The 13,974-nt window shown below is 67.0% G+C and carries 12 protein-coding genes; 7 read left to right on the top strand and 5 right to left on the bottom strand.

From position 1 onward, the window contains the following. Nucleotides 1-30: 30 nt before the first annotated feature. Nucleotides 31-918, bottom strand: coding sequence for a LysR family transcriptional regulator (locus ABIA73_RS07335; protein ID WP_354275597.1), 888 nt, complete (start codon nt 916-918; stop codon nt 31-33). Nucleotides 919-1,014: 96 nt separating this feature from the next. On the opposite strand from ABIA73_RS07335, the gene trpB reads away from it, so the two are divergent. From trpB to glmM, 5 genes are all read left to right on the top strand, one after another. Continuing rightward, nucleotides 1,015-2,232, top strand: a complete 1,218-nt coding sequence (gene trpB, locus ABIA73_RS07340; protein WP_032975005.1) for a tryptophan synthase subunit beta — start codon at nt 1,015-1,017, stop codon at nt 2,230-2,232. Continuing rightward, a complete protein-coding gene (locus ABIA73_RS07345; protein WP_354275598.1) occupies nt 2,229-2,906 on the top strand; it encodes a hypothetical protein in 678 nt (225 codons plus the stop codon). The genes trpB and ABIA73_RS07345 overlap by 4 nt, the downstream gene beginning before the upstream one ends. 1 nt (nt 2,907) lies before the next feature. After that, nucleotides 2,908-3,717 (top strand): tryptophan synthase subunit alpha, encoded by an 810-nt coding sequence (gene trpA / locus ABIA73_RS07350; protein ID WP_025876174.1) that lies wholly within the window; start codon nt 2,908-2,910, stop codon nt 3,715-3,717. Nucleotides 3,718-3,925: 208 nt separating this feature from the next. Beyond that, nucleotides 3,926-4,801, top strand: a complete 876-nt coding sequence (gene accD / locus ABIA73_RS07355; RefSeq protein ID WP_025876176.1) for an acetyl-CoA carboxylase, carboxyltransferase subunit beta — start codon at nt 3,926-3,928, stop codon at nt 4,799-4,801. Continuing rightward, entirely contained in the window at nt 4,801-6,165 is a 1,365-nt protein-coding gene (glmM, locus tag ABIA73_RS07360) for a phosphoglucosamine mutase (protein WP_025876178.1), read from the top strand. The genes accD and glmM overlap by 1 nt, the downstream gene beginning before the upstream one ends. A gap of 72 nt (nt 6,166-6,237) precedes the next feature. Here glmM and galE read toward each other — a convergent pair whose 3' ends face one another. The 4 genes from galE to ABIA73_RS07380 form a co-directional block, all read right to left on the bottom strand. Further along, entirely contained in the window at nt 6,238-7,245 is a 1,008-nt protein-coding gene (gene galE / locus ABIA73_RS07365; protein WP_025876180.1) for a UDP-glucose 4-epimerase GalE, read from the bottom strand. A 70-nt stretch (nt 7,246-7,315) separates the two neighbouring features. After that, on the bottom strand, nt 7,316-8,173 hold the full coding sequence (locus ABIA73_RS07370) for a polysaccharide deacetylase family protein (protein ID WP_025876181.1): 858 nt from the start codon (nt 8,171-8,173) through the stop codon (nt 7,316-7,318). Continuing rightward, nucleotides 8,166-9,305 (bottom strand): glycosyltransferase family 4 protein, encoded by a 1,140-nt coding sequence (locus ABIA73_RS07375; protein ID WP_059064708.1) that lies wholly within the window; start codon nt 9,303-9,305, stop codon nt 8,166-8,168. The genes ABIA73_RS07370 and ABIA73_RS07375 overlap by 8 nt, the downstream gene beginning before the upstream one ends. A 19-nt stretch (nt 9,306-9,324) precedes the next feature. Continuing rightward, nucleotides 9,325-11,208 (bottom strand): DUF3413 domain-containing protein, encoded by a 1,884-nt coding sequence (locus ABIA73_RS07380; RefSeq protein ID WP_354275599.1) that lies wholly within the window; start codon nt 11,206-11,208, stop codon nt 9,325-9,327. A 151-nt stretch (nt 11,209-11,359) separates the two neighbouring features. Between ABIA73_RS07380 and ABIA73_RS07385 the strand changes: the two genes are divergently transcribed. After that, nucleotides 11,360-12,337, top strand: a complete 978-nt coding sequence (locus tag ABIA73_RS07385) for an isopenicillin N synthase family dioxygenase (RefSeq protein ID WP_049469229.1) — start codon at nt 11,360-11,362, stop codon at nt 12,335-12,337. An 848-nt stretch (nt 12,338-13,185) separates the two neighbouring features. Next, nucleotides 13,186-13,941, top strand: coding sequence for a triose-phosphate isomerase (tpiA, locus tag ABIA73_RS07390; RefSeq protein ID WP_025876190.1), 756 nt, complete (start codon nt 13,186-13,188; stop codon nt 13,939-13,941). Nucleotides 13,942-13,974: the final 33 nt, after the last annotated feature.

Below are 13,974 nucleotides of genomic sequence, written 5' to 3' on the forward strand. Positions count from 1 at the left end.
GCCGTTGCGGCCACTTCGTGGCGGCGATCTTCACTTCAGCTGCCCTACCGCCCAATCAGCCAACGCGTCCACGCGCGCATCGACAGGGCCGTCCGGCCGCGCCAGCACCCAGAACCCGCCGGTCGCGGCGAACCCCCACGGCGCGACCAGCCGCCCGGCTGCCAGATCCTCGGCCACCAGTGGCTCCGGCGCGATCGCCGGGCCCAGCCCCGCTACCGCTGCTTCCAGCAGGTAGTACAGGTGTTCGAAGCCGGTGCCGAGCTGCAGCTGGGCCGGGTCCAGCCCGTGCGACTGCGCCCATGCAGGCCACGCCTGCGGGCGCGAACTGGTGTGCAGCAGCGTTTCCCGCAGCAAGGCCGACGGGAGGACATGGCGCAACCGTTGCGCCGCCGGGTGCGAGGGCGCCACCACCACACCCACCCGTTCCGGTGCCAGCTCGCGCACCTGCCAGCCGCGCGGCCATGGTCCCTGTGCCAGCAGCAGCACCGCATCCAGCGTGGCCTGCGCCTCGGTGAAACTGCCATCCAGGGCCGACCACTGCAGGCGCACGCCGGGCAGGGCAGCCTGCAGTGCCGGCAGCCGCGGAATCATCCAGCGCGCCAGCACGCTGCCGCTGCAGCCCAGCACCAGGGCCGGCTCTGCGCTTGGCCGCCGCAGTTCGCGCACGCAGTCTTCAATGCCGCCGAACGCCTCGCTGCAGGCCTGTTGAAGGCGGGTGCCGGCGGCGGTCAGGCGCAGTCCGCGGCCGGCGCGCTGGAACAGGGCCAGGCCCAGATGGTCTTCCAGCAGCTTCAGTTGCCGGCTGATCGCGCCATGGGTCACATGCAGCGCCTGGGCCGCGCGGCCAACGCCGCCCAGACGTGCGGTGGCCTCGAACGCCCGCAGGGCATTCAAGGGCGGCAGCAGTGACGTGCTCATGTGAGATTTCCTGACGGGATAGGCCAGATAATATCCATTTTCCGGACACAATCCGTGCGCTAGAGTATCCACCTGTCTGAACGACCGGTCGTCTCCATGCCTGACTCTCCCATCGCCGATTTCCATGCCTTCCCTGACGCCCAGGGCCACTTCGGCCGTTACGGTGGCAGCTTCGTCGCCGAAACCCTGGTAGGCCCGCTGCAGGAACTGGCCCAGGCCTATGACCAGGCCCGCCAGGATCCGGCGTTCCAGCTGGCCTATGACCGCGACCTGGCCCATTACGTGGGCCGGCCGAGCCCGATCTACCATGCTGAACGATTGAGTGACCACGTCGGTGGCGCGCAGATCCTGCTCAAGCGCGAGGACCTGAACCACACCGGCGCGCACAAGATCAACAACACCATCGGCCAGGCGCTGCTGGCGGCGCGGATGGGCAAGAAGCGCATCATCGCCGAGACCGGCGCCGGCCAGCATGGCGTGGCCAGTGCCACCGTCGCGGCGCGGCTGGGCCTGGAGTGCGTGGTGTACATGGGCGCCACCGACATCGAGCGGCAGAAGATCAACGTCTACCGCATGAAACTGCTCGGGGCGACGGTGGTGCCGGTGACCTCCGGCTCGGCCACCCTGAAGGACGCCCTCAACGAAGCGATGCGCGACTGGGTCACCAACGTGCAGGACACCTTCTACATCATCGGCACGGTAGCGGGTCCAGACCCGTACCCGCGCATGGTGCGCGACTTCAACGCCATCGTCGGCCGCGAGGCACGCGAGCAGATGCTGGCCGAGTACGGTCGCCTGCCTGATGCGATCACCGCCTGCGTCGGCGGCGGCAGCAATGCGATCGGCCTGTTCCATGCCTTCCTCAACGACCGCCAGGTCGAGATCGTCGGCGCTGAAGCGGCCGGTGATGGCATCCACACCGGCCGCCACGCAGCTTCCATCGCCGCCGGCCGCCCGGGCGTGCTGCACGGCAACCGCACCTATGTGCTGTGCGACGACGATGGCCAGATCATCGAGACCCATTCGGTGTCGGCCGGCCTGGATTACCCGGGTGTAGGCCCCGAGCATGCGTTCCTGGCCGACAGCGGCCGTGCGCGCTACGTCGGCATCACCGACGAAGAGGCGCTGCAAGCCTTCCATCTGCTGGCCCACACCGAAGGCATCCTGCCGGCGCTGGAGTCCAGCCACGCGCTTGCGCAGGCGATGAAGCTCGCGCGCGGGCGTCCGCGCGACCAGATCGTGCTGTGCAACCTGTCAGGACGTGGCGACAAGGACGTGCATACCATCGCAGCGCGCGAAGGGCTGGTGCTGTGAGCGCACTGATGCGCAGTACGGGCGTGCTGCTGGTGCTGGGCCTGGCCGCGTGCCAACCGCCGGAACCGCCGGTGCTGGCGCCGGCGGCCAACGCCGCTGCGCAACCGTCGCAGCCGATGGCGGCCAACGATGACGTCGACCCGATTGCGAGCACGCCCATCGATGATCCACCGGCCTCGGCCGCGGTCTCCAGCGATGACGCGCCCGCCGTGGCGTCGGTGGCGCTGGATCATGCCGGCGAGGTGCTGATCGGCCAGCACATGAGCGACCTGAAGGCCTTCGGGCCGTGGAAGGCAATGGGCGCGGTCGAAGCCATCGGCGGCAGCTGCGAGTACTACGACGGGAAGGGGCTGCCGCCCGGCGTGTCGATGATGACCGACGAAGACCGCGTGGTCCGTTTCGATCTTGGTCCGGGCGAGGACGCCAAGGCGCCGGTCGACCAGCCGGGTCCGTTCGGACTGCGCATCGGCATGACGCGGGCGCAGGCGGTGGCGCAGTTCCCCGGCGCGCCGGTCTCCAGCCCGCATGCCTACGACGGCGATCAGGGCGAGTACCTGACCTGGCAGGATCCGGGTTCCGACCTGGGCATCCGCCTGGAAGTGTTTGAAGGGAAGGTCATCCTGATGTACTGGGGGACCAGCGAAGCGATTGAACTGATTGAAGGATGTGCCTGAGATGCCTGTTTCCCGACTCGATGACTGTTTCCAGCGCCTGCACCAGCAGCAGCGCAAGGCCCTGATCCCCTTCATCACCGCCGGTGATCCCTCGCTGGAAGCCACGGTGCCGGTGATGCACGCGCTGGTCCAGGCCGGTGCCGATGTGATCGAACTGGGCGTGCCGTTCTCCGATCCGATGGCCGACGGCCCGACCATCCAGCGCAGCTCCGAGCGCGCGCTGGCGCGCGGTGCCGGCAACCGTTACGTGCTGCAGGCGGTGGCGCAGTTCCGGCAACAGGACACGCAGACGCCGGTGGTGCTGATGGGCTATCTCAACCCGGTGGAGATCCACGGTTACGTGGCGTTCGCCGAAGCGGCGGTGGCGGCTGGCGTGGACGGCGTGCTGCTGGTCGACCTGCCGCCGGAAGAGGCCGGCGAAGCCCAGCAGGCCTTCGACGCTGCAGGCCTTGCGCTGGTTCTGCTGGCATCGCCGACCACCAGCGAGGCACGCGCCGACAAGCTGCTGGCGCTGGCCCGTGGCTATCTGTACTACGTCAGCTTTGCCGGGGTCACCGGCGCCTCGGAACGACTGGACAGCGACGCGGCCAGCGCACGCCTGCAGGCGCTGCGGGCCAGGGCCAGCGTGCCGGTGGTGGCCGGCTTCGGCATCAAGGACGCAGCCAGTGCGGCGGCCATGGCGCGCCAGGCCGACGGCGTGGTGGTCGGCAGCGCACTGGTGGCGGTGCTGGCCGAAGCGACCTCCACCGAGGATGCGGCGCAGCGCGCCGCAGCGTTCCTGGCTCCGCTGCGGCAGGCGCTGGATCAGTAATGGTAGCGCCGGGCCATGCCCGGCGGTGGGGCGCGCAAGAATATCCGCCGGGCATGGCCCGGCGCTACCCAGCACCTAAACGTACGTCCCAGCATGGTTTTTTCCAGCGGGCCCAAGGCCGGGCAGGGGGTGCACGGGCAGGGAAAGCGGAGCTAGACTGTCCGCCTTTGCGGCCCCCGGGCCGCCCTGAACGGAAGTGTCCTCCCGCATGAGTTGGCTCAGCAAGTTGATGCCGTCTGGCATCCGCACCGACAACACCCCCAGCAAGAAGCGCAGCGTCCCCGAGGGCCTGTGGGAAAAGTGCAGCAACTGCGGCAGTGCGTTGTACCGTCCGGAGCTGGAAGAGAATCTGGAGGTCTGCCCGAAGTGCGGCCACCATATGGCCATCCGCGCGCGCGCCCGTCTGGCTGCGCTGTTCGACGCCGACAGCACCACCGAGATCGCTGCCCGCCTGGGGCCGACCGACCTGCTGAAGTTCAAGGACCAGAAGAAGTACAGCGAGCGCATCAAGATCGCGCAGAAGAACACCGGTGAGTACGACGCGCTGATCGCCATGCGCGGCCTGCTCAAGGGCCGTCCCCTGGTGGCCTCGTCCTTCGATTTCGCCTTCATGGGGGGCTCGATGGGCTCGGTGGTCGGCGAGCGCTTCGCCCTTGCCGCTGAGACCGCCGCCGAGATCGGCGCACCGTACGTGTGCTTCTCCGCCAGTGGTGGCGCGCGCATGCAGGAGGGCCTGTTCTCGCTGATGCAGATGGCCAAGACCTCGGCCGCACTGGGCAAACTGCGTGAAGCCGGACAGCCGTACATTTCGGTGCTGACCCACCCGACCACCGGCGGTGTGTCGGCATCGTTCGCGATGCTGGGCGACATCAACATCGCCGAACCGCGTGCACTGATCGGCTTCGCCGGCCCGCGCGTGATCGAGCAGACCGTGCGCGAGAAGCTGCCGGAAGGGTTCCAGCGTTCGGAGTTCCTGCTCGAGCACGGCGCCATCGACCAGATCTGTGACCGTCGTGAACTGCGCGACCGCCTGGCCGACCTGCTGGCGATGCTGCGTCGCGAGCCGGCACCGGAGGAGGTTTGATGGGGGGCCGCAAGTACTTCGGTACCGACGGCATCCGCGGTCGGGTCGGCCAAGGGGCGATCTCGGCTGATTTCGTGCTGCGCCTTGGCAACGCCCTTGGCCGCGTGCTGGTCGCCCAGCGCGGCCAGGAGGGGCGCCGTCCGATCGTGGTGATCGGCAAGGACACGCGGATCTCCGGCTACATGTTCGAAGCCGCGCTGGAAGCCGGGCTGGTCGCCGCGGGCGCTGACGTGCAGCTGCTCGGCCCGATGCCGACCCCGGCCGTTGCCTTCCTGACCCGTACGCTGGGCGTGGACGCGGGCATCGTCATCAGTGCGTCGCACAACCCGCACTACGACAACGGCATCAAGTTCTTCTCCGCCCAGGGCGAGAAGCTCGACGATGCTACCGAACTGGCGCTGGAAGCCGCATTGGACGTGCCGTTCACCACGGCCGTTTCGGAAAAGCTCGGCAAGGCCTCGCGTGCACGCGAGGCCGTCGGCCGTTACATCGAGTTCTGCAAGTCCAGCGTGCCGCGCGCGTTCGATCTGCGCGGTGTGCGCCTGGTGCTCGACTGCGCGCATGGCGCCACCTACCAGATCGCGCCGCTGCTGTTCCGCGAACTGGGCGCGGAGGTCATCGGCATCGGTGCCGAACCCAATGGCGTCAACATCAACGACGGCGTCGGGTCGACCCACATCGACAACCTCGCTGCCAAGGTGCGTGAGACCCGCGCCGACCTGGGCATCGCCTTCGACGGTGATGGTGACCGGGTATTGATGGCCGATGACCGCGGCAACCCGGTCGATGGCGATGACCTGGTGTACATCCTGGCGCGCGCATGGCAGGCCGAAGGGCGCCTGCGCGGTCCGGTGGTCGGTACCCTGATGAGCAACTTCGGTCTGGAAAAGGCCCTGGCCGAACTGCAGATTCCGTTCCAGCGCAGCAACGTCGGCGACCGCTACGTGCATCAGGCACTGGTGGAGGGAGGCGGCGTGCTCGGCGGCGAAGCGTCCGGCCATCTGCTGTGCCTGGACCGGGCCACCACCGGCGACGGCATCGTCAGTGCCCTGCAGGTACTGGTGGCGCTGAAGCAGCAGGGAAAGAACCTGCGCGAAGCGCTGCAGCCGTTGTCCAAGGTGCCGCAGAAGACGGTCAACGTGCGCCTTGGCGATGTCTCGGCCAAGGCCACCGTGCAGGCCGAGAGCGTGCAGGCTGCGCTGCTCGAAGCGCAGCAGGCGGTATCCGGTCGCGGGCGCGCCTTCCTGCGTCCCTCCGGCACCGAACCGGTGGTGCGGGTCACGGTCGAGGCCGATGACGCGACGCTGATGCAGGACACCCTGGACCGGCTTTCGGCGGCGGTCAGGACAGCGGCTGCGGCCTGAACCCTGTCGCTGGATCGAACCGACAACATGGCCGCTTGTGCGGCCATGTTGCTGTCTGCCGCAAGCAAGGCATCAGGCGCTGCGCGTCATCTCCGTCTGCCATTTCCAGGTGTCGCGGCACATGTCCGCCAGGCCATGGCGCGCGGTCCAGCCCAGCTCGCGCAGGGCCAGGGACGGGTCGGCAAAACTCACCGCGATGTCGCCAGTACGGCGACCGGTGATCCGGAACGGAATCGGCCGGCCGACGGTCTGCTCGAAGGCCTTGATCAGTTCCAGCACGCTGTGGCCCTGGCCGGTGCCCAGGTTCAGGGTGATGCTGCGGCGCTTGTCGCGCAGGTACTGCAGCGCCAGCACATGGGCCCGCGCCACGTCCTGCACATGGATGTAGTCGCGTACGCCGGTGCCGTCACAGGTCGGATAGTCATCGCCGAATACCTGCACTTCGGGCAGCAGGCCGGCGGCCACCTGGGCGATGTAGGGCATCAGGTTGCTGGGCGTTCCGTGCGGCAGCTCGCCGATCAGCGCGCTTGAATGCGCCCCCACCGGGTTGAAGTAGCGCAGCGTTGCCACATGCAGCGACGTATCGGCGCCGACCAGGTCGGACAGCAGCTGCTCCACCACCAGCTTCGAACGGCCATAGGGCGTCATCGCGCAGGTCGAGGCCGTTTCGGCCACCGGGCAATGGTCCTGGTCGCCGTACACGGTTGCCGACGAGCTGAACACGAACGTGCCCACGCCGGCGTCGCGCATGGCGCCGAGCAGGGCGAGGGTGCCGCTGATGTTGTTGTCGAAGTAGTCCAACGGCATCTGCCGCGATTCGCCAACCGATTTCAGCGCGGCAAAATGCAGTACCGCATCGATCGAATGCTCGCGCAGCACCGCGGTGATCCGCGCACGGTCACGCACGTCGGCCTGTACGAACAGCGGCGCGATGCCGGTGATGTCGCCGATCCGGCCGATCACCCCGGCGTCGCTGTTGCACAGTGAATCGACGACGACCACCGCATGGCCCTGCTGCTGCAGTTCCACGCACGTGTGGGAGCCGATGAATCCAGCGCCGCCGGTAACCAGAACGTTCATTTCCTGTAGTCCTTCCACTCTGTTGGAGCTTCCTTGCCGAAGCTGTGCCAGCCCAGTGCTGGCAGCGCCATCACGGCCCCGGCACCATCTTCTTCTGCCGCGCCTTGAAGCCGTTGAACAGGGGGGCGATCAGCGGGTTGTAGCTCCACGCGATGCGCTTGCGCAGCCAGCTTGCCGGCCGGTTGCGGATGGCGAAGCGGTAGATGCGCTCGGGATCGCCGCCGACCACGTTGCGGCCGAACGGATGGGTGGTATGCAGGTAGCGGAAACCCTGCTCACGCGCCACTTCGATATAGTCCTGGTCGAAATCGCCGTACGGCCAGCACAGTGTGTCCGACACTTCGCCCAGCTTCTCCAGCAGCACTTCCTTTGCCATCGACAGGTCGCCACTGATGCCGGCGCGGCGCTGGGCGCGATCCAGGTCCTGGCGGCGCAGCCAGCGGGTGTGGGTGTGGGTATGGCAATGGATCTCGAACGTGCCCGCCTCGATGGCCGCACGTGCTTCGCTCCAGCGCATCATCACCTCGTCACTGCGGCCCTGCTTGTAGATCAGGTCTTCGCAGGCGCGATGTTCGGGCGTTTCCGGCAGCGTGGCGCCGGCGATGCCGGCATGCGGGCGCATCGGCCCCTCGTGCATCCAGCCGGTCACCACGAACACCACCGCGTGCATGCCGTACTTCTGCAGGATCGGATGGGCGTAGACCCAGTTGTCCAGGTAGCCATCATCGAAGGTGATCACGATCGATTTGCGCGGCACCGGCTTGCCGGCCAGGAAGCCGGCGTACTGGTCCAGCGTCAACGAGGTCCAGCCGGTGCGCGCCAGCCAGGCGATCTGGCTTTCGAAATTCTCCGGCGACACCGTGATCATGCCGGGCGAGTTGCTGACGTGGTGATGCATCAGCACCGGTACGGTTCTGGCATTAGCCATGACCCAGCTCCTTCATCCATTGGTGGTAATAGTGTTCGGTGGCTTCAGCGTGGCCCTCGGGGCTGAAACGCTTGGCGCTGCGGATCCAGTCCCAGCCGGAACGTCCCATCTGCCGGCGACGCTCGGGATCGTCCACCAGCAGCCGCAACGCGCCGGTGAGGGCAGCATTGTCGCCAAGCCGGGTGAGGATGGCATTGCTGCCTTCCACCAGCATTTCAGGCACGCCGCCGACCCGATGCGACACGATCGGCAGGCCGGCCTGGGCCGCTTCCAGGAACACCGTGCCCGATGCTTCCTTGTGTGTGGCCAGGGCGAAGATGTCAAAGCCTGGCATCAGCTGGCTGGCATCGCTGCGGAAGCCCAGCAGATGGACCTGGTGCTGCAGGTCGTGCTCGGCGCAGGTGGCCTGCAGGCGCTGCATCACTGCCTGGCCATCGCCGACCACCACCAGATGCAGGCGGGGATTGGCCTTGCACAGCGGCACCATGGCCTGCAGCAGTTCGGCGTGGCCCTTGGGTTCGCGCAGCACGGCCACGCAGCCCACTACGATGTCCTGTTCGTCGAATCCGAGCTCGGCGCGCACGCGTGCGCGCGCCTCCTGCAACGCCTGCCAGGAGGGCTCATGCGTGGTGTCGGTTGGCGCAACCGCCATCGGCGGCACGATGCCGATGTGATCGGCGGGAATGCCACGGTCGGCCAGCAGTTGCTTGACGAAATTGCTTACCGTGATGACCCGGTGCGGCAGGCCGGTGTAGGTCAGCAGCGAATTCACCGGGCTCATCAGGTGGCGCGAGCGCACTACCAGCGGTGTGCCGCCCAGGCGTGCGCCCGCGGCGGCAATCAATGCATCGCGACGGCTGGTGGTGTTGACCACGTCGTAGCGCTCGCGGCGGACCAGCCGTGACACCGACCAGATGCCGCGCAGCAGCCGGGCCAGGCCGCCCATGCGCAGCGTATGCACGGTGAAGCCATCATCGCGCGCGCGCTTTGCCAGGCGCGCGTCCGGCTGGCACAGCAGGGCGACGTCATGGCCGCGCGCGCGCATCACCTGCATGTGGCGGAAAATGTAGATCTCCTGCCCACCCATGCCTTTGGCGGCTTCGGTATGCAGGATACGCAGCGGACGGTTCATGGTGGATCGGTCCTTGGATTCAGCGGTTGCGGAAGCGCGTCAGCGCTTCCCATGCCGCGCGGATGCTGGCGGCGTCGGGGGTCTGTTGCGGCAGGGGGCGGTAGCGCGCATCGAGCGCGGTGGCGTTGCCGAATTTGTCGAACACGTAGATCGCCTCGCCATTGCGCACCGCACGCTGCGACCAGCTTTCCACCACCAGAGCTCGCTTGCCGGTCGGTGCAGCCAGCAGGTCGTGGCCGGTGCTGTAGTCGGTCAATGCGTTCTCGCAGCCCAGGCCGTGGCGCATCAGCGTCGGCACCCAGTCTTCATGCGAACTGACCCGCGCGTCGCGGCCGCCACCCTGGCCGGGCCAATGCAGCACGAAGGGAACCTGCAGCTGGTGGTTGGAGAAGTTGCCGTTGTGGCCCCAGTAGTTGAGTTTGAGGTCGTTGAATTCCTCGGCGTGGTCACCGGTCACCAGCACGATCGTGTCCTGGTCCAGTCCCTGTGCACGCAGGTCATCCAGCAGCGATCCAATCAGGCTGTCGGCGTAATGCACCGCGGTGTGATAACGGTTCAATTCCGGCGTTGGATCGTGCTCGGGGCCGAACTTGAGAAAATCGATGGCATCGGCCATCGGCGTAGCGAGCGGCGGATAGCCGACCGGCATGTGGTAGGGCGCGTGGGTGGAATCGAGGAACACGAAACCAAACCACGGGCGCTGCGCAGCCTGGCTGGCGCGGATGTCCTTCTGCAGTCCAGCGACGATGGCGGCATCACGGCCGTCGGAGGTCAGTTCGGACGGCCCCTGGTGCAACTGGTCGCGGACATCGGCGAACGCTGTGCGATCGAACTCCGGGCTGTACAGCGGCGCGCTGCCATACAGATGCAGGTCATAGCCCTGCTGTCCCAGCACCTTGAACAACTGCGAGCCGCGCTGCTCGTCGAGCATGCTGGGCCAGTAGCCACCCGGCAGGCCGTACAGCAGCCCGAACAGACCATAACGGGTGGCGTTGCCGGTGCTGAAATGATGTTCGTACACCCGCGAGGACCGGGCCAGTTGCGACACGTTGGGCATGAACTGCGGGGTGAGCACGTCATGGCGCAACGACTCCAGTACCACCATCAGCACGTTCGGCCGCTGGTGGCTCTGGCAGCGCAGGGGCTGCAACGGATAGTTGAGCTGGGCATGGCGCGGATCGGGCAGGCCGACCTGGTGCTGGCTGACCACGCCGAAGCGGCGCATCGCGCTCTTGGCGGTGATCGGCTGCGCCCATGGCAGGTAGTTCCATTGGCTGATCACTGCGCGTTCGCCGAGCGCGTCGTAGTAGGCAGTGGCGACCTGGCCGCCGCCCATCAGCAGGGCAACCACCGCCCAGGCCTGCAGTACCCGCCGCCGCCGTGGCGCTGCGGGCAGCAGCTTCCAGCACGCCCAGGCCAGCAGGCCCTGCGCGGCGAAAATCGCCGATACCAGAGCCGCCGCCTGCAGCCAGGTCTTCCAGGACAGGCTGACCTGATCCTGCAGGGCGCCGCCGAACACCATGTTGGCAACCATCGCGTTGAGGTGGAAGCGATACAGCGCGAAGACCTTGGCATCCACCAGCAGCAGGCACAGCCACAGGCCCTGGCAGATCACCGCCGAGACGCTCAATGCGCGCGCGCTGCGCGGCCACAGGCCGATGGCCAGCGGCAGCAGGCCAGCCAAGGCACCGAACGCGAGCAGGTGGCCAGGCAGGGCGAACGCCAGATAAGCCAGGCCGAGCGTGCCGCCGGGGTTATCGCGTAGCGGCACGTTGCCCAGCGCGATGAGCGCGGCCAGTACGGCGTTGGCGGCCACGAACAAGGACCACCAGGCCAGCCGGCGCCAGCGTCGGGCAGGGCCGGAAATAACAGCGGCGGTGGCGTCGGGCAGGGCGGCATCCATGGCGGGGCGGGTTCAGGTGGGCAACGGGGCGATTCCCGGCGTGACGAAGTCGTTAAGCCGCGCGCGGGTGGCGCATTGTATCGGTTTGTTTCAGCGTGTCGGTGGCGTGTTCCGATCTATCTGTCACAATGTTCAGATCGGTCGCCATTGCATGGCGGGCCCGTACCGACTCAACGACAAGCCAGGAACCGCTGTGAGCCAGATCCCCACCCTCGACATCACCCGTTTCGACAGTGACCGCGACGCCTTCGTGGCCGAGCTGGGGGCGGCATATCGCCAATGGGGGTTTGCCGGCATCCGCAACCACGGCATTCCGCAGGCCGACATCGATGCGGCCTACGACGTCTTCAAGGCCTTCTTCGCACTGCCGGATGAGACGAAGCGGAAGTACCACGTGGCTGGCAGCGGCGGCGCCCGCGGCTATACCCCGTTCGGTGTGGAGACCGCCAAGGGCTCCAAGCACTTCGACCTGAAGGAGTTCTGGCACATCGGCCGCGAGATCGCCGACGACTCCAAGTACCGGGACGTGATGGCGCCGAACCTGTGGCCGTCCGAGGTCGAGGGCTTCCGCGAGCGTGGTTACGGCCTCTACCAGGCGTTGGACAACCTGGGTTCGCGCGTGCTTTCGGCCCTGGCCCTGCACATCGGCCTGCCGGAGCACTTCTTCGCCGACAAGACCAATTTCGGCAATTCGATCCTGCGCCCGATCCACTACCCGCCGATCACCACCGACGACATTCCCAACGTGCGCGCTGGTGCGCATGGCGACATCAACTTCATCACGCTGCTGGTCGGTGCCAGCGCGGCAGGCCTGGAAGTGCAGTCGCATGACGGGGACTGGGTGCCGTTCACCTCGGACGCGGACACCATCGTGGTCAACATCGGCGACATGCTGCAGCGCCTGACCAACCACGTGTATCCGTCGACCATCCACCGGGTGGTCAATCCCCCGGGTGAGCTGGCCCGTCAGCCGCGCTATTCGGTGCCGTTCTTCCTGCACCCGAACCCGGATTTCCTGATCGACGTGCTGCCTTCGTGCATCACTGAGGAGAACCCGAGCCGGTACCCGGAACCGATCACCGCGCACGGCTTCCTCGAAGAGCGCCTGCGCGAGATCAAGCTGAAGTAACAAAAAGGCCGCCGAAAGGCGGCCTTCTTGTTACGGCTAGCGCCGGGCCATGCCCGGCGAGCGCGGCGGAGGGGTTTCGGCAGGGTTGCACCCTGCACCCGCAGAGGCCAAAGCCAAGGCCAAAGCCAAAGCCAAAGCCAAAGCCAAAGCGGCTCTGGGTTTCTGTGGGTTGGGCGGGGCGGTGTGGGCTGGCAGGACACGCCGTAAACCCATCCCTGGGGGCTCGATGGCGCCTTGCTCGTGTGCGCTGTCCTGCGCACACGGCAAGACCGGGGTTGGGCGTCCTGCCCAACCCGCCCGAGGCATGCCTCGGGTCCATGGCGCCAACGGTCCTGCCAACCCACACCGCCCCGCCCCCGACAATTTCCCGCGGCTGTTGGTAGGTGTCGACCTTGGTCGACACGATCTATCCATTTATCCACGCCATGCGTGGATGAGATCTGTCAGGTCTCGAAGCAGGAAGGGGTTGAAGCTCTGCTTTCGCTTTTGGGGGTCAGATCCCGGCGGCCGCCCGGGATGCTGCCTTTGCCTTTGCTCTTCTTTTTTCTTTCCGTGGCGGGCGGAACCGCCGGAATGTGTCAGGGGGCCGGGTGGGTGGGGCTGCGCAGGGGCGTGAGCCGCATGGATGCGGCGACCGAGCTTACAGGGACGTACTTGCAGCGACCCCTGCGCAGTCCCACCCGCCCGGCCAACCCCGCAAATCCACCCGGGGCTCTCCGCGACCAACCTAAACCCGCCACGAGGGGCTGCGCCGTTGGCTGAAAATCCATGTAACCGCTTACACGGAAACGGTTTTTTGCCGCAGCAGGTATCATGGGCGGCTGAGTTCACACAGGAGCCACCCGCTCATGCGCCGCAAGATCGTCGCTGGAAACTGGAAGCTGCACGGCAGCCGTCAATTCGCCACCGAACTGCTGGGGCAGGTCGCTGCCGGGCTGCCCAAGAGCGGGGTGGAGGTGGTCATCCTGCCGCCGATGCCCTATCTGGGTGAGCTGGTCGAAGACTTCGGCGAGACCGGCCTGGCCTTTGGTGCACAGGACGTCAGCAGCAACGAGAAGGGCGCTTACACCGGTGAGGTCTGTGCGGCCATGCTGCATGAGGTGGGTGCCCGCTATGGTCTGGTCGGCCACTCCGAGCGCCGCCAGTACCACAACGAGAGCAGCGAACTGGTCGCGCGCAAGTTCGCCGCCGCCCTGCATGCCGGCCTGGTGCCGGTACTCTGCGTCGGTGAAACCCTTGAGCAGCGCGAGGCCGGGCAGACCGAGGCGGTCATCGCCAGCCAGCTGGCCCCGGTGCTCGAGCTTGTCGGGGCCGCAGGCTTCGCCAATGCCGTGGTCGCCTACGAGCCGGTCTGGGCGATCGGAACCGGCCGCACCGCAACCAAGGAGCAGGCGCAGCAGGTGCACGCGTTCATTCGTGGCGAAGTCGCGCGCATCGATGCTAGAATTGCTGATTCACTGCCCATTGTTTACGGCGGTAGCGTGAAGCCCGACAATGCCGGGGAACTGTTCGCGCAGCCGGATGTCGATGGTGGGCTGGTTGGTGGTGCCTCCCTGGTGGCCGCCGACTTCCTGGCCATCGCAGAGGCGGCGGCAAACAATTAGTTACGGTTGCCGGCTAGCCGCCGGCACTCTAGT

Origin of the sequence: Stenotrophomonas sp. 2694 (assembly GCF_040548715.1) — a bacterium.
GTDB lineage: Bacteria > Pseudomonadota > Gammaproteobacteria > Xanthomonadales > Xanthomonadaceae > Stenotrophomonas > Stenotrophomonas indicatrix.